Here is a 21,608-nt window from a genome sequence, read left to right as displayed (position 1 = left end):
CAACCATCGACCGGCGCCGTCGCCACGGGGCCGGGGCGGCTGGCGGGCGGCGGGGGTCGGCCACACGCACGATGGCCGGATGTGATCGCGTGAGAGCGGACACACTCCGGGGCCCGATCGGCGACCGGGGGCGGCGACCGGGGCGATCACCACGACCTCGGCCGACACGGCCGCCGGAGGGCGACCAGTCGGGAAACGGCGGGGAACGGTACGGCCAATCAGCGATAAACAGGGGCGCGCTAATAGAATAAACGGGTTCCGCTCCATCCCGATGCGAAGCGCCACGAGAAATAGACAAGGGCTCCCGGCATTCCGTGAAATCGTGAACAGCAATGCCGAGAACGAGACCCTCTCCACATCACATCGTCATCACAAAGAGACGTGATCGACCGATGTCACCTGTCACGCAATGTAATGTCGATTGAGTGCGTACCGATGACAAGCTTCCTCAGGCGGAGGAGCGCCCAGCCAAACTCGCGCGACCGCGCATGACGCGGACGCGCGGCTGGCTGCTGGGGTCCACTCTCGCGGTCTACGTGGCCACGGTGGTCGGCGTGCTCACCACCTCCTGGCTGGTGAAGCTCGACTGGCAAGTCATGTTGTTCCGGCCGTACAAGCAGTGGCCGGAATTCCACACCTTCCTGGACTACTTCGTGGTGCTCGGTCAGCGCGGACCCACGGCCGTGTTGGTGACCGCCTGGCTCGGCTGGTGCTGCTGGCGCCAGCGCACCCCGCGTCCGCTGCTGCTGCTGGGCACCTCGCTGCTGCTGCTGAACGCGACCGTGGGTGCGGCGAAGTTGGGGATGGGCCGGCTCGGTCCGCACTACGCCACCGTGGTCGGCTCGAACGAGATGTGGGCCGACGGCGATATATTTCCTTCCGGTCACACCGCGAACGCCGTGGTCACCTGGGGCGTGTTGGCCTATCTGGCGACGACGCCCGGGGCGCGCAGGGTCGCCTCCGTGATCGCCTCGGTGGTCACCTTCGGCGTGGGCATGACCACGGTCTACCTCGGCACGCACTGGGTCAGCGACGTGCTGCTCGGCTGGGCCGCGGGGCTGCTGATCCTGCTGGCGCTCCCCCTGTTCGAGGCGCCGATGGCCTGGGCGGAGATGATGCTGCGCATCGCCTGGACCCGCCTGCGCGCGGGCTCGCTCTTCACCCCGCAGCCGGCCTCCGTGCTGGCCAGCACGGCCCTGAGCACCTCGCGGAACGCCTCGGACGAGGAGCACCACACGCGCGAGCGGCTGCCGCTGGCCGGTCGCGCCGGTGGGGCGGCGCGGGCCCCGGAGGGCTGGCCGCACCACCCCGCCCGCCCGCACACCGCGCGCTCCGAGCGCACCCCGGTCACGCCGACCGGCAGCCGCCGCCCACCGCACGCGGACCGGGCGCGCGGCGCGCCGCTGGGTTCGGCCGGCGCCCCGCGCGGTCGCGGCGGCGGCTGAGGGCTCGCCCGATCGGCGCGCACGCCAGCGGGTCCCACGTCGGTCGAGGCCCCGCCGCTCTCCGGAGCGGCGGGGCCTTCGCCGTGTCCGACGGGGGCGACTCAGCCCTTCCAGCAGCGCTCGACGACGCCGTCGTCAACGGTGAAATTCAGTCGGCCGCCCAGGTACTCCATGGTGATGATCGCGCCCTTCGGCAGCGACCTGACGGTGGTCCAGCCGCGCTCCCTGGCCTGCCGTTCGGCGGCCTCGCCGGTGAGTCCGACGTAGGAGTCAAGGTCGTCGGCCGGTTCGGCCGGGGGTTTGGGTAGAGGTGCCATGCCAGCCACCGTAGGGGGCTCGGGCGGGCGACGGAAGGCGGGTCCCAGCACCGGGACATCGCTCGCGGGTCCGTCACTGGTCACACTTGTGTCACAGAAAACGGGGCCCGGTTTGCCGTAACCCACGTCACCCGTAAGGACCTTCCGTTCCCCGCCGGATGACGTGGCGGAGTTCTCGTCAATAACTCGCTTTGGCGCCCGAAAAGGGCTTCAACACGCGGGCCCGTGTGGACTTCGGGTAGCGGAATTCCCCAGCGAACGGAAATGCATACCGCATCACACAGGGAGCACACAATTCCGCCACATTGATCTGGCCGTTCGCACACAGGTTTGGCCATAGTCGTACGTATCGACTTCTCCCACTGACGCCCACATGACAGACACACCAGACAAGCCCGACAACGCTCCCGCACCGGCCGGCTTTCGCGGTTCACGGACGGGGCAGAAGGGGGCGAAACGGCCTGTCGTACGCGTGTCGCAGCCCCGGCAACGCGCCGCGCGCCCCGCATCATGGCGGGTACCCGAAGCCCGGCGGAGCAGACGCCCGGAGGGAGCAGGCATGGGGACGGAGACCGCTCAGGCGGCTGCCGGGCCGGTACGGGAGCGACAGCCCGGCCGGGTGATCGTGGACTGGCTCACCACCACCGACCACAAGAAGATCGGTCACCTCTACCTCATCACCTCGTTCGCCTTCTTCCTGGTCGGCGGGTTACTGGCGCTGGTGATGCGCGCCGAGCTGGCACGCCCGGGGTTGCAGCTGGTCTCCAACGAACAGTTCAACCAGGCGTTCACCCTGCACGGCACGATCATGCTGCTGCTGTTCGCGACGCCGACCTTCGCGGGCTTCGCCAACGAGATCATGCCGCTCCAGATCGGCTCGCCGGACGTCGCCTTCCCCCGGCTGAACATGTTCTCGTACTGGCTGTTCCTCTTCGGCGGGCTCATGGTGGTCAGCGGGCTGCTGGTGCCGGGCGGCGCGGCCGACTTCGGCTGGTTCGCCTACGCGCCGCTCAACAGCACCACCCGCTCCCCCGGCATCGGCGCCGACCTGTGGATCATGGGTCTGGCGCTGTCGGGCTTCGGCACGATCCTGGGCTCGGTCAACTTCCTGACCACCATCATCGGGATGCGCGCGCCCGGCATGACGATGTTCCGTATGCCCGTGTTCACCTGGAACGTGCTCTTCACCTCGATCCTGGTGATCATCGCCTTCCCCGTGCTGGCCGCCGCGCTGCTGTGTCTGGAGGCGGACCGGCGGTTCGGGTCGGTGGTCTTCGAGGCCGAGTTCGGCGGGGCGATCCTGTGGCAGCACCTGTTCTGGTTCTTCGGTCACCCGGAGGTCTACATCATCGCGCTGCCGTTCTTCGGCATCATCACGGAGATCATCCCGGTCTTCTCGCGCAAGCCGATCTTCGGCTACGTGATGCTGATCGGCGCGACGATGGCCATCACGGGGCTGTCCGTGGTCGTCTGGGCCCATCACATGTTCGCCACCGGCGCGGTGCTGCTGCCCTTCTTCTCCTTCATGTCCTTCCTGATCGCGGTACCGACCGGGGTGAAGTTCTTCAACTGGATCGGCACCATGTGGCAGGGCTCGATCTCCTTCGAGACGCCGATGCTGTGGGCCGTGGGCTTCCTGGTCAGCTTCCTGTTCGGCGGCCTGACCGGCGTCATCCTGGCCTCGCCGCCGCTGGACTTCCACGTCACCGACAGCTACTTCGTGGTGGGCCACTTCCACTACGTGGTCTTCGGCACGGTCGTCTTCGCGACGTTCGCCGGCTTCTACTTCTGGTGGCCCAAGTTCACCGGCACGATGCTGGACGAGCGGCTGGGGCGCGTGCACTTCTGGACCCTGTTCGTGGGTTTCCACACCACGTTCCTGGTGCACCACTGGCTGGGTGTGGAGGGCATGCCCCGGCGGTACGCGGACTACCTGGCGGCCGACGGGTTCACCGCGCTCAACACGCTCTCCACCGTCGGCGCCTTCCTGCTCGGCCTGTCCACGCTGCCGTTCCTCTACAACGTGTGGCGCACCGCGCGCTACGGGGAGCGGGTCGAGGTGGACGACCCGTGGGGGTTCGGCCGCTCGCTGGAGTGGGCGACCTCCTGCCCGCCACCGCGCCACAACTTCCTCGCGCTGCCCCGTATCCGCTCCGAGTCACCCGCTTTCGACCTGCACCACCCACGGGTGGTGCCGCTGGAGGAGCCGAGTATCACCCCAGAGCCCGATCGAGGCGGTCGCGAATCCGTCTGATGTGCTCGCGCAGCTCAGCCGGCTCGCGGACCTCGAAGTCGAAGCCCAGCAACACCACGTGCAGCGCCAGCACGTCCAGCGTGTGCGCCCCGGTGTGCAGCAGGCACGTGTCCTCGTCCACCGCCTCCAGCACTCCGGCCGTCGGCGATATGTGCTCGGCCGCGCGCTCGGCCGGCGCCCGCAGCAGCACGGTGGCGCGATGGGCGTACGCCGCCGTCGAGACGCCGCGCGAGACGTAGTCGGCCAGGTCGTCGGCGGGCGGCTCGCGGTGCTCGAAGCGTGGGCCGTGCGGCGGCCTGGGCGTGATGCGGTCGGCGCGGAAGGTGCGCCAGTCGGCGCGGTCGAGGTCCCAGGCCACCAGGTACCAACGCGCCCGCGAGCACACCAGGCGATAGGGCTCGGTCGTGCGGCGGCTGATGCCGCCCTGGTGGTCGCGGTACTCGAAGCGGACCCGCTCCCGGTCCCGGCAGGCGTGCGCCAGCTCGGTCAGGACGCGCGGGTCGATGGCGTCCTGCCCCGGCGTGCCGCGCATCGGCACCGTGTACGTGTTCAGGGCGGAGACGCGGCGGCGCAGCCGCTCCGGAAGTACCTGTTCCAGCTTGGCCAGGGCGCGCACCGTGCTCTCCTCGATGCCTTCCACGCCGTTCGGCGCCATCCGCAGTCCGACCGCGACGGCCACCGCCTCGTCGTCGTCGAGCAGCAGTGGCGGCAGCTCGGCGCCCGCGCCGAGCTGGTAGCCGCCGGCGGTGCCGGACACGGAGTGCACCGGGTAGCCGAGTTCGCGCAGCCGGTCGATGTCGCGGCGTACGGTACGCGGCGTCACGCCCAGGCGATCGGCCAGTTCGGCGCCCGACCAGCTACGCCGTGCGCCGCCGGCGGCGTACCGGTCCGTCGAGGCGAGGCCGCCGTGGGTCTGCAGCAGGGAGAGCAGGCGCAGGAGTCGGGCCGAGGTTTCGAGCATGTGCGGCAGTGTGCCAGCCCTCGCGGACAGCTGTAGTCCGCGAGGGCTGGCGTCGCCGGCGGGGCACGGGCCGGTCAGCGCCGTGCCCGGTGGCGCCTCAGGGGCGCCCGGGGGCCGTCACCCGACTCACCATCGGTACCAGCGTGAGCGGCGTCCGCCGGCCGAGGTGGAGCGCAGGAGGAAACCGAGCAGCCAGATGACCAACACGGCGATGGCGATCCACCACAACACCTTGACCGCGAAGCCGGCACCGAACAGGACCAGGGCCAGCAGCAGCACGAGTAGGACAGGAACCATAGGTCACACCTCCAGGACATCCGAATGCCCTGGTCGGCGCGGACCATGCCAGCCAGTCCGCCCGGCGGCGACGTGTCCCCGGCCACAGTGCCGCGGGTACCGACCGCTGGGCTAGGCCCCTTCGATGCGCACGGACAGGTCGTTGTCCGCCGTGTAGTACGGGGCGACGCGGACCGCGCCGCGCGCGGCGGTCACCGTCATCGCCGGATAGGCGAAGATCGGCTTCTTGTCCACGACGTCGTCCAGGATGCGCGCGATACGTACCTGCTCGACGGTCTCCTCGCCGGCCGCGTCACCGGCGCCCTCGGCCGCGTCCGCCCGCGCCAGCCACAGGTCCCACACGTCCTGGCCGCCGTCCCAGTGCGCGGCCAGCTCGGCGTAGGCCAGCGTGAAGCCGAAGTCGGCGCAGTCCGCGGTGACCGGGACGGTGTGCGTGCGGGAGGGGTCGCGGCGCAGCCTGGCGCGTACCACCGCGCCGGTCAGCCAGGCCAGCGGGCGCTCCACGCGGTAGAGGCGGCCGTGCGCGGTCAGCGTGCCCTCCTCCACCCGCAGCTCGCCGGCCTCCGCGTGCGGCGCCCGCAGCCAGCTCCGCAGCGAGAGGTTGCCGTGCTTGGTGGTGTAGGGGATGCGCACGGCCAGCGGCGACAGGCTCGGGCCCGGCCGGCGGTCCACCAGGGAGCGCAGGTCGTTGACGCCGGGCATCAGCCGTCGCGGCCTCTCCTCGCCGAAGGCCACGTACACGTCCCAGCGGCCCTCGGGCAGCGCGACGGTGCTGGGCAGCACGGCCCGCAGGCGTCCCCCGCCGGCCGGCGACAGCGGCAGCCGTACCTCCTCGGTGCCCGCCTCGTCGCCCCGCAGGCGGAGCACGAGCGCGGCGCTCCAGTCGGTGGGGTCGGGCGTCGCCGGGTCGGCGACGTCGAAGGTGAGCCCGCCCGCGGAGTCGGCGACGCTGTCCGCGCGCGGTGGCGCGCTCGCCTCGGGCCGGGAGGCGGGCGTGGGCAGTTGTGCAGAGGGGGTCGTCATGCGGCACGTGCCTTTCTGAACGCCAGACGTCCGACGTCCGTGGTCGCGTACACGCCACTGAGCAGGGCGCCTCGCGTGCGGTGGAGCGAGCCGCGCAGTCCGCCGCGCGACACCAGGTCACTGAAGAGCGCCTCGTACCGGCCGGCGACCTGGGAGGGGTCGAAGCGGGCCGAGTTCGCGAGCGCGGCGCCGCCCATGCGCTGCCGCAGTTCGTCGTCGTTGATCAGGTCGAGGAGGGCGCCGGCGATCGCGCCGACGTCGCCGGTGGGCACCAGGCGGCCGTCCACGCCGTCGGTGATGATCTCGCCGGGGCCGTGCGGGCAGTCGGTGGAGACCACCGGCAGGCCGCAGCGCATCGCCTCGACGATGGTCATGCCGAAGGACTCCAGGCTGGAGGTCACGGCGGCGATCGAACCCTTGGCCCACTCGGGGTCCAGCGGGTTGGCGGGGCCCATCAGGTAGACGTGGTTGTAGAGCCCGAGGCGGTCGATCAGGGCCCGCAGCTTGTCCCGCTCCGCGCCGCCGCCGTAGATCCGCAGGCGCCAGTCCGGGCGCCGCGCGACGACCTTGGCGAACGCCTTGATCAGCAGGTCGTACCGCTTGACCGGGGCCAGCCGCCCGGCCGCCACGACCCACTTGCCGTTGCCGTCGGCCGGGGTGATGTCGGGCTGGGGCACGCTGTTGGGCACCGCCTCGACGCGCACGCCGGGCAGGCGCATCTGGCGTCGGTAGGTGCGGGCGTCGGCCTCGGTGACCGTGGTGACCGCGTCCAGGCGCGGGTAGAGGCCGCGCAGCGTCTTCTTCAGCGCACGCGAGTGCGTGCTGAGAGTGAGGTGCTCCTGCCCCACGCGCAGCACGCCCCGCCGCGCCTCGCGGGCGATGTGACAGTTGAGTCCGGGCCGGGTGCCGACGACCACGTCCGCCTCCAGCGTGGCCAGGTGGTCGGCGACGCGTACGTCCGTCAGCTCGCTGTACTGCTTGTACCGGCCCTCGGAGGTGGGGAACACGCGGGCGGGCCGGCTGTAGCGCGGATCGTCGCCCTCGTAGTCGGGGCTGTTCTTCCGGATGTCCACCAGATGCCGCAACGTCACCCGGGAGCCGGGGTCGAAGACCGGCTCGTCACGGTGGCGGAAGACGGAGACGATCTCCACGTCGTGTTGTTCCGCCAGCGTGCGGGCGGTGTTGTACGTGGTGCGGATCGTCCCGCCGATCCCGTACGCGTTGTGAATCAGGAATGAGATGCGCATCCGTCCCCGTAATCCCACGGCTCCCCGCGGGCAGTCCCTCGCCCGCCTTAACTTCTGGGTAAGACCGTGAAAACGGCCGCCGGGTTGGCCCCGCACACCATCTTGTTCTCCAAGCGATGTGAAATCGGTAGCGGACCCGGGGAACTTTCCCAGGCGAGTGATCATCATGGCCGCTCGGCGGGGCCCGCCCCGTGACGCCGCGCTGCCCCGCGTCACCGGGTCGGACCAGGCGGGGCGGCGTGTGGCCCGCCCACCGGCCTCGGACCCGGGCCGGACGCCCGGTGGTGGGCGCGGCCCGTAGCTCGCTGTCCCAGAGTGCCCGCCCGGGGGCCGGCGCGCCACCGCGCGGGTCCGCCCGGCGGGCCCTCCGTGCCGGGCGGGGGCGGAATCCGGCCGCCCCCGCCGTCGCGCGCCACCACGCGCCCGGCCGCCGCCCGCCAGCGGCGGAGCCGACCCGCACGCCGCGCGAACGGCCCGCACGAGCACTCAGGGGACCCCGGGTACGGCGCGTTTCCGCTTCGCGACCGGCGTGACCCCTCCCACCGGTCCCCCGTTGTGCTCTTTACGAGCCGGGGGACCACCCGGCACATGAAGACGAATACGAGGAGCCCCCCGTGCCGCGCATGCTCGACGTCAGCGACGACGTACGCGCCGAGATCGGCGACGACGAAGCCGAACGGCTGCTCGTCGGCGACAACACCCCGGGAAACTACGACTGCACCTCATGCCGCACGCCCGGCGACGCCGCCCAGGAGCCCACCAGCACGGTGCTCTTCGTCGGCGAGGAGACCGCCGTCCTCGCCTTCGCCCACGCCTCCTGCATCCCCTCGCAGGTGGTGACGGTCTCCGAGGAGCAGCTGCAGGGTGCCGTGCGGTCCATCACCGCGGGTGAGGACGCCGACGCGCTCACCAAGAGCGACCCGCGCCAGGCGGTGCTCGGTGTGACCAGCGGACTCATCCTGCTCGACGGCGACGTGCACCCGGCGCTCGTGGTCGAACCGACGGGCCCCATCGTGCGGCCCGGCTCGGACAGCCAGGCGGACGACTTCCTGCCGCTCCTCACCGAGCAGGGCTTTCGGCCGGTCACCGACCTGGAGCGGCGCCCGGAGCGGAACGCGGGCTGGTCGGTGCTGCTGGCCATGGGGCAGCTGCACGCCGTCCTGTCGCCCGGTGTCGACGGCGCCGCCTCCACCGCGTGGTGGCAGGCCCACCAGCCGCTGCACGTCACCGAGGGGTGGCGGGCGGCGGTCAACAAGTCCAACACCGTGTTCGTCTACGCGGCTCCGGCCGGCGTCATCGGCCAGCAGCCGCGCGAGGACCTGCTCCGCGAGGCCCTGGAGCGGGCCGCGGCGCGTGGGACTCTGGTCGGCGCCGCGATGCCGCTCGCGGGCACGTGATGCGGGCCGCGCCCCCGCGGGGCCAGGGCTCGGGGCTGCCCGGTACCGCCCCGTACGGCCCCGGCGTTCCGACGCCGGGGCGGGGACCTGCCCGCGCACACTTCGGACACACTCCCCCATACGCCTCACTGAGCGCGCATTCACCACACTCCCCGCATCCGTCGGGCGACCGGGTCGTTGGCGCTTATGTGCACACATACGAGCCCGCCCCCCGCGACCCCTACCAGACCCCGATCCCCGGCATGCGCCCTCCCCACGAGGGCGTGGCCGCCCACGCGCGGCCACAGCAGCAGCCCACCGCGTCGGCCACGCCCATCTTCGACGCCCTGTACGCGGAGTACCGCAGGTCCTTCCGGGCCCTGCCGGGGGACCGCTCGGGCGAGGAGGACCTGGGGTTCACGGCGTTCGGTCACCGCGAGCGGCGGGACGCGTGGGAGCGGCCGGGCGGCTGGGAGCGCACCGGCACCTGGGACGGCGGCGCCTGGTCGGGCCCCGGCCGCCACCAGCGCACCGGCCTGCCCGCGGCGCTGCCCCCCGCGCCCCGGGACAGCAGGCGGCACGGTCTGTGAGCTCCGCCGCCGCGTCGGTGCGACGCGGCGGCGGCCGGGGCCGACGTATCGGCTCGCGCGGGCGGTCCGGGGCTCGGCCCCGGGCCGCTACTTCTTGCGCCCGCGCTTCTCCCGCACCCGCACCGAGATGTGGATCGGGCTGCCGGCGAAGCCGAACTCCTCACGGAGGCGGCGCTCGACGAAGCGGCGGTAGCCGGCCTCCAGGAAGCCGGAGGCGAACAGGACGAAGCGCGGGGGCTTGGTGCCCGCCTGCGTACCGAAGAGGATGCGCGGCTGCTTGCCACCACGGATCGGGTGCGGGTGGGAGGCGACGATCTCGCCGAGGAAGGCGTTCAGCCGCCCGGTGGGCACCCGGGTCTCCCAGCCGGCGATGGCCGTCTCGATCGCCGGGACCAGCTTCTCCATGTGCCGCCCGGTGCGCGCCGAGACGTTCACCCGCTGCGCCCACGGGATCTGCACCAGGTCCCGCTCGATCTCCCGCTCCAGATAGTAGCGGCGCTCCTCGTCGAGCGTGTCCCACTTGTTGTACGCGATGACCAGGGCCCGCCCGGCTTCCACGGCCATCGTGATGATCCGCTGGTCCTGCACGCTGATGGACTCGCTGGCGTCGATGAGGACGACCGCGACCTCCGCCTTCTCCAGCGCGGCGGCCGTACGCAGCGAGGCGTAGTAGTCGGCGCCCTCCTGGAGGTGCACGCGGCGGCGGATGCCGGCCGTGTCGATGAACTTCCAGGTCTTGCCACCGAGCTCGATCAGCTCGTCGACGGGGTCACGGGTGGTGCCGGCCTGCTCGTTGACGACCACCCGCTCCTCGCCGGCGACCTTGTTGAGCATGGAGGACTTGCCGACGTTGGGACGGCCGATGAGCGCGATGCGGCGCGGGCCGCCGAGGACCTGGCCGAAGGTCTGGGCGGGCGCCTCGGGCAGCGCGTCCAGGGCGGCGTCCAGCATGTCGCCGGTGCCGCGCCCGTGCAGCGCGGAGACCGGGTGCGGCTCGCCGAGGCCCAGCGACCACAGGGCCGCGGCGTCCGCCTCGGCCGAGGGTCCGTCCACCTTGTTGGCGCACAGCACGACGGGCTTCCCGGCCCGGCGCAGCAGCTTGACCACGGCCTCGTCGGTGTCGGTGGCGCCGACGGAGGAGTCCACGACGAAGACGACCGCGTCGGCGGCCTCCATCGCGAACTCGGCCTGCGCGGCCACCGAGGCGTCGATACCCAGGACGTCCTGCTCCCAGCCGCCGGTGTCGACCACCTTGAAGCGCCGGCCGGCCCACTCGGCCTCGTACGTCACCCGGTCCCGGGTCACGCCCGGACGGTCCTCCACGACCGCCTCGCGGCGCCCGAGGATGCGGTTGACCAGGGTCGACTTGCCGACATTGGGGCGGCCGACGACGGCCAGGACGGGCAGCGGGCCGTGGCCGGCCGCCGCGATCTCGCTCTCGACGTCCTCGGGGTCGAAGCCCTCCTGCGCGGCGAGCTCCATGAAGTCCGCGTACTCGGCGTCGCCAAGCTCACCGTGCTCGTCGCCGGTGTGGATCTGGTCGTTCATGAAGTGTTCCTCGTCGTCCCTCGGCGGCGGGCCCTTACGGCCCGCCGCTCACGTCTGTCTAGCGGCCGGTGAGCCGCCTGGCCGCGGCCAGGTGCTCGCTCAGCCGCGCCTGGATGCGCACGGTCGCCGCGTCCAGGGCCGCCCGGGTGGCCCGGCCGCGCGGCGCCCCCTGGTCACTGGCGCCGGCGGTGGCGTCCCCGGTGGCGCTGAACGCCTGGCCGAAGACCACGTCGATCCGGGACCGCAGCGGTGGCAGGGCCGCTATGGCCCGGCCGCGTCGCTCGCTGGTGCCCAGCACCGCCACCGGCACGATGGGCGCGGCCCCGCGCACCGCGAAGTAGGCCAGGCCCGCGCGGAGCGCGGCGAAGTCGCCCTCGCCCCGGGTGCCCTCCGGGAAGATGCCCAGCACGCCGCCGCGCCGCAGCACGCCGAGCGCGTCGGTGATCGCCGCCCGGTCCACGGTGTCCCGGTCCACCTTGAGCTGGCCGATGGAGCGCAGGAACGGGTCGAGCGGCCCGACGAACGCTTCCTTCTTGATCAGGAAGTGCACCGGCCGGGGCGCGGTGCCCATGAGCATCGGACCGTCGACGCCGTGCGCGTGGTTGACCGCGAGGATGACCGGGCCGGCGGCGGGCACCCGCCAGGCGCCCAGCACCCGCGGGCGCCACAACGTGTTCATGAGGCCGATGCCGATCCGGCGGCCGACCGCGGCACCCGGTCCGCTCGGCTCCCGACGCCGCTCCGTGGCGGTCGTGCTCACGTGGCCTGCTGCTTGTCTTCGATGAGGGTGACGACGCACTCGATGACCTGCTCCAGGGTCAGCTCGGTGGTGTCCACCTCGACGGCGTCGGCGGCCTTGGCCAGCGGCGAGGTCTTGCGGCCCGAGTCGGCCGCGTCCCGCTTGGCGAGCGCCGCCTGCGTGGCGGCCAGGTCCGAGGCGTTCGTGCCGCCCAGCTCGCCACTGCGGCGGGCGGCGCGGGCCGCCTCCGAAGCGGTGAGGAAGATCTTGAGGTCGGCGTCCGGCAGCACCGTGGTGCCGATGTCACGCCCCTCGACGACGATGCCGCGCGGCGCCTCGGCAGCGATGGCGCGCTGCAGGTCGGTCAGCCGGGCGCGGATCTCGGGGACGGCGCTGACGGCGCTCACGGCCCCGGTGACCTCGACGGTACGGATGGGACCCGCGGCGTCGACGCCGTCGACGGTGATGGTCGGGGCGGCCGGGTCGGTGCCGGAGACGATGCCCGGCTTGCCCGCGGCCTCGGCGACGGCCGCCGCGTCGCTGACGTCGATGCCGTTGCTCAGCATCCACCAGGTGATGGCCCGGTACTGGGCCCCGGTGTCCAGGTAGCGCAGCCCGAGCTTGGCGGCCACCGCCTTGGAGGTGCTGGACTTGCCCGTGCCGGAGGGGCCGTCGATGCCGACAATGACTGCTGCCGGTGCGGTCCGGGCGGCGGTTTCCACGGTGACAGACACCTTCCTCATGCACGGGGCGTTACTACGGGGCGTACGCGGAGCGATCGCGAAACGAGAAGTCTCGGACAAGGTTACTGGTTGGAATGACCATCCCGTGCAGCCGAGCCCCGGCCACCGCCCGGCGGGCGCCCGTGCGCTAGCGCAGCGGCCAGCCGTGCTCGCGCAGGGCGACCGTCAGCGGCTGCACCGCGTGCGGCTCGACCACCAGTTGGATGCGGCCCGCCTGCTGGCCGGTGGCGTGCTCGATGCGGACGTCCTCGATGTTGACGCCGGCCCGGTCCGCATCGGCGAAGATCTTGGCCAGCTCGCCCGGCTGGTCCCCGATGAGCACCGTGACCGTGTCGTACGCGGCGGGCGCGGCCCCGTGCTTGCCCGGCACCCGTACCCGGCCCGCGTTGCCACGGCGCAGCACGTCGGCGATGCCGGCCGCGCCCTCCTCGCGCCGGGGCCCCTCGGCGGTCTCCAGCGCGCGCAGCGCCCGTACGGTCTCGGCCAGGTCGTCGGCCAGCTCGGCCAGCACGTCGGCGACCGGTCCCGGGTTGGCGGAGAGGATGTCGATCCACATGGCCGGGTCGGACGCGGCGATCCTGGTCACGTCCCGGATGCCCTGCCCGCACAGCCGCACGGCCGTCTCGTCGGCGTCCCGCAGCCGGGCCGCGACCATGCTGGAGACCAGCTGGGGGGTGTGCGAGACCAGCGCCACGGCGCGGTCGTGCGCGTCGGCGTCCATCACCACGGGCACGGCGTGGCACAGGGCGACCAGTTCCAGGGCGAGGTTCAACACCTCGGTGTCGGTGTCCCGAGCGGGGGTGAGCACCCACGGGCGGCCCTCGAAGAGATCGGCGCTCGCGGCCAGCGGGCCCGACCGTTCGCGGCCCGACATGGGGTGGGTGCCCAGGTAGTGGGTGAGGTCCAGGCCGGCCCGCTCCAGCTCGCGGCGCGGGCCGCCCTTGACGCTGGCGACGTCCAGGTAGCCGCGCGCCAGCCCGCGCCGCATGGCGTCGGCGAGGGTGGTGGCCACGTGCGCGGGCGGCACGGCCACGACGACCAGGTCCACCGGCCCCTCGGGCTCGGTGTCGCTGCCCGCGCCCAGCGCGGCGGCGGTACGGGCCTGCGCCGGGTCGTGGTCGGCGAGGTGGACATGGACGCCACGCCCGGCCAGCGCGAGCGCGGCGGAGGTGCCGATGAGGCCGGTGCCGATGACGAGGGCGGTTCTCACGAGGTGGTGTCCTTCTGCGGGCTGTGGGCTGGCGTGGTCACCGACCGCTTCCCCGCCACCCTAGCCAGCGCCGGCCGGCCGCCGGCCCGGCCGCCCACCAGCCGAGACGGGCCGGTCCACGGGCGGACGCGGCCGGCGCGCCCCGGGCTCGGGTCGGTGGGCAAGCGGGTGTGGTCGGTCGCGATGCAGGGCGCGGGAGGTACGAAGCGTCCTGGTTCCGGTAGAACGTTCCGCATGATCTTCCACGTGGTTCCCCTGGACGACTGGCTGACCGCGCCCGACCGCCCGTACGCCCCGCGCTCGCTCGCCGACGACGGGTTCGTGCACTGCTCGCCCGACGAGGCCACGACGCTGGCCGTGGCCACCGCGCGCTTCCGGTACGTCGTCGGCCCGCTGATGGTGCTGCTCATCGAGGAGGACAAGCTCGACGTCCTGGTCCGTTGGGAGGAGGCCGACCCCGAGCCGCCGCCCGGGGTGACCGGGGTGACCCGGTTCCCGCACGTGTACGGCCACATCAACCGCGCGGCGGTGGCCGGCATGATGGAGGTCCAGCGGGACGACACGGGCCGCGCGCTCTCGCTCGGGCCCTGGTCGTGACGGGCCCCGGCCCGGGGCCCGGGCCGCCTCGGGCCCGGGCCGGGCCGTCTCGGGCCTAGAGGTCCACCTCGCGCATCAACATCCCGACCTCCGTGTTCGTCATCCGCCGCAGCCACCCGGACTTCTGGTCACCGAGCGCGATGGGCCCGAAGCCCGTCCGGACCAGCTTGTCGACCGGAAAGCCCGCCTCGGACAGCATGCGGCGCACGATGTGCTTGCGGCCCTCGTGCAGGGTGACCTCGACCAGGTAGTTGCGGCCCACGTTCTCGACGACCTTGAAGTGGTCGGCGCGGGCGTACCCGTCCTCCAGTTCGACGCCGCTCTTCAGCCGCTTGCCGAGGTCGCGCGGGATGGGGCCCTGGATCGCGGCGAGGTAGGTCTTCTTCACGCCGTAGCGCGGGTGGGTCAGGCGGTGTGCCAGCTCGCCGTGGTTGGTGAGCAGGATGATGCCCTCGGTCTCCGTGTCGAGACGCCCGACGTGGAAGAGCCGGGTCTCACGGTTGGTGACGTAGTCGCCCAGGCACTGGCGGCCGTCCGGGTCCTCCATGGTGGCGACGACACCGGCGGGCTTGTTGAGGGCGAAGAACAGGTAGGACTGGGTGGCCACGGTCAGGCCGTCCACCTTGATCTCGTCCTTGGCGGGGTCCACGCGCAGCCCCTGCTCGGTGACGATCTCGCCGTTGACCTCGACCCTGGACTGCTCGATCAGCTCCTCGCAGGCGCGCCGCGAGCCCATACCGGCCCGCGCGAGGACCTTCTGCAGCCGCTCGCCCTCCTGGTCGCCGAACGTCTTGGGCAGCTTGACCTGCGGCTTGTCGTGCCGGGCCCGGTTGCGCTCCTCGATCTGCGCGTCCAGCTCGCGGGGACGGGCCGGCACCGTGCGACCCCGACCGCCCGGCCGCCCGGCCGCGCCGCCCCGGCCGCCCGCCGACTGGCCACCGCGACCGGCGGCGGCACCGCCCCGACCGCCCGCCTTCGGGCCGCCCTTGGACGCGCCCTTACCGCCGTCGACGCCGCCCGGCCGGTTCGAGCCCGACTGACCCGTGCTGCCGACGTCGTAGCGGCGCTCCTCGGGCCGGGGCGTGCCCGAGCGTCGTGGCTTGTCGTCGCGCCGACCGCCACCCCCGCTCCGGGGGTTCCGGTTGCCGCCGCTGTTCCTGTCGCTGCTTCGCATCAAGGTTCCGTAGTCGAGTGGGCCGTCGTGGTGTCTGCGTCGTCCGGTGCGTCCGGGTCGAACGAGGGGACCCCTTCGAGCGAGTCCGCCTCGACGGCGTCCACCTCCGGCAGGAACGGTGCCAGCTCGGGCAGCTCGTCCAGGCCACGCAGGCCCATCCGCTCCAGAAAGTAGTTCGTCGTCCTGTACAGGATCGCACCTGTTTCGGGTTCCGTGCCCGCCTCCGCCACCAGACCGCGCTGGAGGAGGGTCCGCATCACGCCGTCACAGTTCACCCCGCGTACGGCGGAGACGCGCGAACGGCTGACCGGTTGACGGTACGCGACGACGGCCAGTGTCTCCAACGCGGCCTGGGTGAGCCTGGCCTGTTGCCCGTCGAGCACGAACCCCTCGACGGCCGCCGCGTACGCGGGCCGGCTGTAGAACCGCCAGCCGCCCGCCACCAGGCGCAGTTCGAAGCCGCGCCCCTGCCGGGTGTACTCGTCGGCCAGCTCCCGCACCGCGTCGGCCACCGCCCGCCGGGGCCGCCCCAGCACCTTGGCCAGGTGTTCCTCGGTGGCGGGCTCGTCCACCACCATCAGGACGGCCTCCAACGCTGGCCGCAGCGCGAGCCCGGCCGCACCCTCACCGCCGACGGCGTCGGAGGCGTCGTCGGGGTCGGGGCCAGCGTCGGATGTGTCGTCGGGGCCGGGGGCCGGGAGTGGCGGGATCGGAGTGTCCGCCGCGTACGGGCCGGCCGGGCGCGCGTCGGCCGCGTACGGGTCGCGTGGCGCGTCCGTCGCGGGAACGTTCGCCGTCGGTACGTCCCCCGTGGGCGCGTCCGCCGTCGGTACGTACGCCCCGGCCGCGTCCACCGGGCGCGCCTGAACCCCGTCCGTCGCGTCGGCCGGCCGGCCGGCGGGGGGTGGTGGCTCGGCCGCCGTCCGGGGGTCCCGCGCCTCGTCCCGCTCGGTCATCGCCGCGCCCTCCACTCGCTGTCCCCGCCGGGCTCGCCCGGCTCCGGATCGGCCACGCCCAGGTCACCGGCGCCCGGGCCGGTGTGCCGCCTCACGGCCGCCGCCTCGGTCTGGTCCGTCGGGCCGCTCGGGCCGGCCGGGTCGGCCTGAGCGCTCCGGACGGTCGGGTCCGGTCGCGGGACCGGGTCGGTCACTTCCCGCGTCGCGTCGGCCCGTACCGTCGCGTCCCGCTCCTCCCGTGCCGCTTCGTCCCGCGCCGCGCCGCTCCGCACCGCGTCCGCGCGCGCCGCTTCGTCCCGGGCGCGCTCGCCGGGTTCCTGGTCGAACTCGTCGGTGACGCGCGGCCGTTCGCCTCGCGTCCCGGTCCAGCGGACCCGGAGCGTGCCGAGCGCCTCGTCCTGGTCCAGGGTGACGGCCCGCTCGCGGTAGAGCTCCAGGAGGGCCAGGAAGCGGGCCACGATCGTGAGGGTGTCGGGGGCGTCGTCGGTCAGGGTCTGGAAGTCGGTGGCGCCCAGCTCGCGCAGCCGGGCGATGACGACCTCGGCCTGCTCGCGGACGCTGACCAGCGGCGCGTGGATGTGGTCCACGTAGACCTGCGGCTTGGCCCTGGGCTGCATGGCCTTCACGGCCAGCTTCGCGAACCCCTCGGCCCCTATCCGGATCACCACCTCCGGCAGCAGCTCGGCGTGGTGCGCCTCCAGACCGACGGTGCGCGGATAGCGCCGCGCCTCGTCGTCGAGCCGCTCCTGGAAGATGTCCGCGATGCGCTTGTAGGCGCGGTACTGGAGCAGCCGCGCGAACAGCAGGTCCCGGGCTTCGAGGAGCGCCAGGTCGGCCTCGTCCTCGACCTCGGCCGACGGCAGCAGCCGGGCCGCCTTGAGGTCGAGCAACGTCGCGGCCACGACCAGGAACTCGGTCGTCTGGTCCAGGTCCCAGTCCGGCCCCATGGCCCGGATGTGGGCCATGAACTCGTCGGTGACCTGCGAGAGCGCGACTTCCGTGACATCCAGCTTGTGCTTGGAGATGAGCTGGAGCAGCAGGTCGAAGGGCCCCTCGAAGTTGGCCAACCGCACCGTGAACCGGCCGTCGTCCACGACCGGCTCGGCTCCGGCGGACTCCCCCGCCGCCGGCCGCGTGCGAGCCACCTCGACTCCGGCGGGCTCCCCCGCGCCGGGCCCTGCCGCGCCGGACTCGCTCCCGGCCGGCCGGCCCGCGTCGGGCTCCCGCGCATCGGACTCACTCGCTGTCGACGCGCCCGCGTCAGCTCCGCGCCCGCCCCCTCGCGCCCCACCCGAACCGCCCGTGTCGGGCTCTCCTTCGCCGGGCCCGGTATCGCTCGGCTCGCCCTCGGCGGCCTCCCGCGCGGCGGGCCCGGTGGGGCCCGGCTCGCCCTCGTCGCGCTCTTCCGGGTCGGACTCCGCTTCGGCTTCCGGCTCCGCCGGCTCGTCGCGGACACGACGCCCGGTGGGCAGGGGGGCGCGCGGGGCCGTCGGGGCGGGGTGGTGGGCCTCGGGCGCCTCGTGCGGGGGTGCGGTGGCCTCCTCGGCGCCCGCGTACGGACTGGCCGGACCGGGAGGGTCGGCCCGTCCTCCCACGCCCTCCGGCGCCGGCTCGGCGAACCCGGGGGTCAGTGGCGTCGCGGGGCTGCCCGCACGCGCGCCCGGACCCCGGCCAAGGCTCCGGCGTGGGGTGCGGGGCGGGGTGGCCGGGGTGGGGTCGTCGTTCGGGGGCATGGGGTTCCAAGGTGCGGGGGCGGGCAAAAGGCCCGTACGAGCGGGCAGGTTACCGCCGTCACCCTGCGATGTGCGGGATCTGCGCGCCGGTCAGCGACCGCGCAGTCGGCGTACGAGGATGCTCGCGTCGCCGCGTGACTCCAGGTCGGCGAGGACGACCGCGACCGCCTCGCGGACGATGCGCCCCCGGTCCACGGCCAGGCCGTGTTCGCCGCGCAGCACCAGGCGCGCGTGCTCCAGGTCCATGAGCTCCTCGGCGGAGACGTAGACCGTGATCTTCTCGTCGTGCCGTTCCCGGCCGCTGGGCCGGCGCCCCGAGGCCCGGCCGCGACGGCGCGCCTGCGCGGGCGGGGTCGGGCCGTCCTGTGCCTGGCGTCCCTTGGGCCGGTCGGAGGTGGCCGCCGTACGGCGCTCGCCGGACGGCTCCTGGCCATTCTCGCGCTCGTCCCGCCCCTCGTGCGCGGCCCCACCGGTCCGCTCGTCGGACTCCGTCGCGCGTCGGGCCGCCTCGGCGTCCCCCTCGGACGCCGGGGCCGGCACCCGGCCCCGGCTGTCGGCGGGCGCTACCCGCTCCTCGCCGCCGGCCTGGCGGCGCGGTGAGGACGCCTGCAGGGCGGTGCCTCCGGTGGTGCGGAACAGCTCGTCGGCGCCGGGCAGACTCACTCGGCGGGACACCGGGCGAGCACCTCCCTGGCAAGCTGGCGATAGGCGGCGGCACCGACGGAGTTGGACGCGTACGTGGTGATCGGCTCGCCGGCGACCGTCGTCTCGGGGAAGCGCACGGTGCGGCCGATGACCGTGTGGTAGACGTGGTCGTCGAACGCCTCGACGACGCGCGCGAGCACCTCACGGCTGTGCACCGTGCGGGAGTCGTACATCGTGGCGAGGATGCCGTCCAGCTCCAGGTCGGGGTTGAGCCGCTCCTGGACCTTCTCGATCGTCTCGGTGAGCAGCGCCACGCCGCGCAGCGCGAAGAACTCGCACTCCAGCGGGACGATGACCTTGTGCGCGGCGGTGAGCGCGTTCACGGTCAGCAGGCCGAGCGAGGGCTGGCAGTCGATGACGATGTAGTCGTAGTCGGCCAGCAGGGGCTTGAGTGCCCGCTGGAGGGTGGACTCGCGGGCCACCTCACTGACCAGCTGCACCTCGGCCGCCGACAAGTCGATATTGCTCGGCAGCAGGTCCATGTTGGGCACGGCCGTCTTCAGGAGCACCTCGTCGGCCGACATGCCCCGCTCCATGAGCAGGTTGTAGACGGTGAGGTCGAGCTCCATCGGGTTCACGCCGAGGCCGACCGACAGGGCGCCCTGCGGGTCGAAGTCCACGAGCAGCACGCGACGGCCGTACTCCGCGAGCGCGGCGCCCAGGTTGATGGTCGAGGTGGTCTTGCCCACCCCGCCCTTCTGGTTGCACATCGCGATGATCTTCGCGGGGCCGTGCTCGGTGAGCGGTCCCGGGATCGGGAAGTACGGCAGCGGGCGTCCCGTGGGGCCGATGCGCTCGCGGCGCTGACGGGCCGCGTCGGGCGCGAGGGTGGCCGCGTACTCGGGATCGGGCTCGTACTCGGCGTCGGGGTCGTAGAAGCGCCCTTCGGGCATTGCGTCGTAGTCGGCGAAGGTCGCGGGGTCGGTTCCGCCCTGCTCGCCGGCCATGGCGTTCACGTGTTGGCCGTCCATGCTCTGGTGGGCTCTCGTCATGCTCTGGTGGGCAGCGAAGGTGTGGACCGCAACGGAGCCGACAGCCCGTTGCTCCGAGGGACTCTGGCCCCGCGCACCCATTCCTGGTTGACCACCCCCGGGAGAAAATGTCGACTCAACCACAAGTCGTCCTACCTCCTTGGTGACCAGGAAACTTCTCGATTGGTCAGCGTGACACCATGCCGACGATTGGCGACTCTATGGCGTGTCGGCGGTTCGCAGCAACACAATCCGCCGGACCAGGCCCGATGTGTCGGCAAGGGAACACCCGGATGTCAAGGGTGGATGGGGCTCCGCATCGAGGATTCGCAGCCGCCCATAGCGGCTAAAAAGTTGTGTTCAAGGCAAGTTGACACGGCACCGGATCGCGTGGTTCCCCGGGCGCGCCGCGCACACACGTGGCCGGACCTCGCCGCTCGACAAGGCCCGGCCACGGGTGCGGTGTTGCTGTGTTCGGTGCCGATCTAGCCGAGCAGGGTGCTCAGTTCGACGGCGGCGAGGCCGTGCGCCTCGGCGACCGGGCCGTAAACGACCTGGCCCTTATGCGTGTTGAGGCCCTTGGCGAGCGCGGGGTCGCGCTGGAGCGCCTCGCGCCAGCCACGGTTGGCCAGCTCCACGATGTAGGGCAGCGTGGCGTTGGTGAGCGCGTGGGTGGAGGTGTTGGGCACCGCGCCGGGCATGTTGGCGACGCAGTAGAAGACCGAGTTGTGGACCGGGAAGGTCGGCTCGGCGTGCGTCGTGGGGTGCGAGTCCTCGAAGCAGCCACCCTGGTCGATCGCAATGTCGACAAGTACACTTCCGGGCTTCATCCGGGAGACGAGCTCGTTGGTGACGAGCTTCGGGGCCTTGGCGCCCGGGATGAGGACGGCGCCGATCACCAGGTCGGCGTCGAGGACCGCGCGCTCCAGCTCGTACGCGTTGGAGGCGATCGTCTGCACCTTGGTGCCGAAGACCTTGTCGGCCTCGCGCAGCTTGTTGATGTCCTTGTCGAGCAGGGTGACGTGGAAGCCCATGCCGACCGCGATCTGCGTGGCGTTCCAGCCGGAGACGCCGCCGCCGATGACGACGGCCTTGCCGGCCTGCACGCCGGGAACGCCGCCCGGCAGCACGCCACGGCCGCCGGCCGAGCGCATCAGGTGGTAGGCGCCGACCTGCGGGGCGATACGCCCGGCGACCTCGGACATCGGGGCCAGCAGCGGGAGCTGGCGACCCGCGGTCTCCACGGTCTCGTACGCGATGGCGGTGGTGCCGGACTCCAGCAGGGCGTCCGTGCACTCGCGGGAGGCGGCCAGGTGCAGGTAGGTGAAGAGCGTCTGGTCCTTGCGGAGACGGTGGTACTCCTCCGCGATCGGCTCCTTGACCTTGAGCAGCAGGTCGGCGGTGGCCCACACCTCGTCGGCGGTGCCGAGGATGCTCGCACCGGCGCCGGTGTACTCCTCGTCCGTGATCGAGGAGCCCAGGCCGGCGCCCTGCTCGATGAAGACCTGGTGGCCATGGCGCACGAGCTCGTGCACGCCAGCGGGGGTGATGGCCACCCGGAACTCGTTGTTCTTGACCTCGCGGGGGATGCCGACCTTCACGTCGATCACGGTCCTTGACTCTGGGTTTTCCGGGCAAAATCGGTCATGCGCGTGCATACCGGAAACGACCGTGGCGGTCGCCGTAATCCCAGTCTAATGAAGGATGTCGCGCTGTCTAGCC

Annotated in this window: 20 protein-coding genes; 5 read left to right on the top strand and 15 right to left on the bottom strand. The window is 72.7% G+C overall.

What is annotated here, in order from left to right; translation table 11 throughout:
• Positions 1-425: 425 nt before the first annotated feature.
• On the top strand, positions 426-1,445 hold the full coding sequence (locus tag ACFVFR_RS27420; RefSeq protein WP_383706411.1) for a phosphatase PAP2 family protein: 1,020 nt from the start codon (positions 426-428) through the stop codon (positions 1,443-1,445).
• Positions 1,446-1,546: 101 nt separating this feature from the next.
• On the opposite strand, the gene ACFVFR_RS27415 is transcribed toward ACFVFR_RS27420, so the two are convergent.
• Entirely contained in the window at positions 1,547-1,762 is a 216-nt protein-coding gene (locus ACFVFR_RS27415) for a proteinase inhibitor I78 (protein WP_383706409.1), read from the bottom strand.
• Between the two features lie 559 nt (positions 1,763-2,321).
• On the opposite strand from ACFVFR_RS27415, the gene ctaD reads away from it, so the two are divergent.
• Complete coding sequence (gene ctaD, locus ACFVFR_RS27410; protein WP_383706407.1) at positions 2,322-4,016, top strand: cytochrome c oxidase subunit I; 1,695 nt, start codon at positions 2,322-2,324, stop codon at positions 4,014-4,016.
• Here the strand turns inward: ctaD and ACFVFR_RS27405 are convergent.
• The 4 genes from ACFVFR_RS27405 to ACFVFR_RS27390 all read right to left on the bottom strand — a co-directional run bounded on the left by ACFVFR_RS27405 (position 3,976) and on the right by ACFVFR_RS27390 (position 7,544).
• On the bottom strand, positions 3,976-4,977 hold the full coding sequence (locus ACFVFR_RS27405; RefSeq protein WP_383706405.1) for a helix-turn-helix transcriptional regulator: 1,002 nt from the start codon (positions 4,975-4,977) through the stop codon (positions 3,976-3,978). The genes ctaD and ACFVFR_RS27405 overlap by 41 nt on opposite strands.
• Positions 4,978-5,103: 126 nt before the next feature.
• Positions 5,104-5,274: a hydrophobic protein gene (locus ACFVFR_RS27400; RefSeq protein ID WP_383706403.1), complete on the bottom strand. Its 171-nt coding sequence runs from the start codon at positions 5,272-5,274 to the stop codon at positions 5,104-5,106.
• 111 nt (positions 5,275-5,385) lie between these two features.
• On the bottom strand, positions 5,386-6,297 hold the full coding sequence (locus tag ACFVFR_RS27395) for a hypothetical protein (RefSeq protein WP_383706401.1): 912 nt from the start codon (positions 6,295-6,297) through the stop codon (positions 5,386-5,388).
• Positions 6,294-7,544: a glycosyltransferase family 4 protein gene (locus ACFVFR_RS27390; RefSeq protein WP_383706399.1), complete on the bottom strand. Its 1,251-nt coding sequence runs from the start codon at positions 7,542-7,544 to the stop codon at positions 6,294-6,296. The genes ACFVFR_RS27395 and ACFVFR_RS27390 overlap by 4 nt, the downstream gene beginning before the upstream one ends.
• A 614-nt stretch (positions 7,545-8,158) precedes the next feature.
• On the opposite strand from ACFVFR_RS27390, the gene ACFVFR_RS27385 reads away from it, so the two are divergent.
• Together ACFVFR_RS27385 and ACFVFR_RS27380 are read left to right on the top strand one after the other, a co-directional pair.
• On the top strand, positions 8,159-8,941 hold the full coding sequence (locus tag ACFVFR_RS27385; RefSeq protein WP_383706397.1) for a hypothetical protein: 783 nt from the start codon (positions 8,159-8,161) through the stop codon (positions 8,939-8,941).
• Positions 8,942-9,183: 242 nt separating this feature from the next.
• Positions 9,184-9,510, top strand: a complete 327-nt coding sequence (locus tag ACFVFR_RS27380) for a hypothetical protein (protein WP_383706395.1) — start codon at positions 9,184-9,186, stop codon at positions 9,508-9,510.
• 87 nt (positions 9,511-9,597) lie between these two features.
• Here the strand turns inward: ACFVFR_RS27380 and der are convergent, their stop codons facing one another.
• The 4 genes from der to ACFVFR_RS27360 form a co-directional block, all read right to left on the bottom strand.
• Positions 9,598-11,058: a ribosome biogenesis GTPase Der gene (der, locus tag ACFVFR_RS27375; protein WP_383706393.1), complete on the bottom strand. Its 1,461-nt coding sequence runs from the start codon at positions 11,056-11,058 to the stop codon at positions 9,598-9,600.
• Between the two features lie 58 nt (positions 11,059-11,116).
• Positions 11,117-11,737, bottom strand: a complete 621-nt coding sequence (locus tag ACFVFR_RS27370; protein ID WP_383706444.1) for a lysophospholipid acyltransferase family protein — start codon at positions 11,735-11,737, stop codon at positions 11,117-11,119.
• Between the two features lie 77 nt (positions 11,738-11,814).
• Positions 11,815-12,531 carry a (d)CMP kinase gene (cmk, locus tag ACFVFR_RS27365; protein ID WP_383706442.1) on the bottom strand — a complete coding sequence of 239 codons (717 nt, stop codon included), beginning with the start codon at positions 12,529-12,531 and terminating at the stop codon, positions 11,815-11,817.
• 136 nt (positions 12,532-12,667) lie between these two features.
• A complete protein-coding gene (locus ACFVFR_RS27360; RefSeq protein WP_383706391.1) occupies positions 12,668-13,750 on the bottom strand; it encodes a prephenate dehydrogenase in 1,083 nt (360 codons plus the stop codon).
• A gap of 234 nt (positions 13,751-13,984) precedes the next feature.
• Here ACFVFR_RS27360 and ACFVFR_RS27355 point away from each other — a divergent pair, with 234 nt between their 5' ends.
• Positions 13,985-14,347 carry a DUF952 domain-containing protein gene (locus tag ACFVFR_RS27355; RefSeq protein ID WP_383706389.1) on the top strand — a complete coding sequence of 121 codons (363 nt, stop codon included), beginning with the start codon at positions 13,985-13,987 and terminating at the stop codon, positions 14,345-14,347.
• 55 nt (positions 14,348-14,402) lie between these two features.
• On the opposite strand, the gene ACFVFR_RS27350 is transcribed toward ACFVFR_RS27355, so the two are convergent.
• From ACFVFR_RS27350 to ald, 6 genes are all read right to left on the bottom strand, one after another.
• A complete protein-coding gene (locus tag ACFVFR_RS27350) occupies positions 14,403-15,521 on the bottom strand; it encodes a pseudouridine synthase (RefSeq protein WP_383706387.1) in 1,119 nt (372 codons plus the stop codon).
• On the bottom strand, positions 15,521-16,099 hold the full coding sequence (gene scpB, locus ACFVFR_RS27345; RefSeq protein WP_383706440.1) for an SMC-Scp complex subunit ScpB: 579 nt from the start codon (positions 16,097-16,099) through the stop codon (positions 15,521-15,523). Before scpB ends, ACFVFR_RS27350 begins: the two co-directional genes overlap by 1 nt.
• Positions 16,100-16,473: 374 nt before the next feature.
• Positions 16,474-17,622: a segregation and condensation protein A gene (locus tag ACFVFR_RS27340; RefSeq protein ID WP_383706385.1), complete on the bottom strand. Its 1,149-nt coding sequence runs from the start codon at positions 17,620-17,622 to the stop codon at positions 16,474-16,476.
• Between the two features lie 678 nt (positions 17,623-18,300).
• Complete coding sequence (locus ACFVFR_RS27335; protein WP_383706383.1) at positions 18,301-18,885, bottom strand: hypothetical protein; 585 nt, start codon at positions 18,883-18,885, stop codon at positions 18,301-18,303.
• Positions 18,870-19,988, bottom strand: a complete 1,119-nt coding sequence (locus ACFVFR_RS27330; RefSeq protein ID WP_383706381.1) for a ParA family protein — start codon at positions 19,986-19,988, stop codon at positions 18,870-18,872. Before ACFVFR_RS27330 ends, ACFVFR_RS27335 begins: the two co-directional genes overlap by 16 nt.
• Before the next feature lie 383 nt (positions 19,989-20,371).
• Complete coding sequence (gene ald, locus ACFVFR_RS27325; protein WP_383706438.1) at positions 20,372-21,487, bottom strand: alanine dehydrogenase; 1,116 nt, start codon at positions 21,485-21,487, stop codon at positions 20,372-20,374.
• Positions 21,488-21,608: the final 121 nt, after the last annotated feature.

This window comes from Streptomyces sp. NPDC057702, assembly GCF_042799315.1.
Taxonomy (GTDB): domain Bacteria; phylum Actinomycetota; class Actinomycetes; order Streptomycetales; family Streptomycetaceae; genus Streptomyces.
Note: the sequence above shows the minus strand (reverse complement) of the source record. Positions and strands in the feature narration are given on the sequence as shown.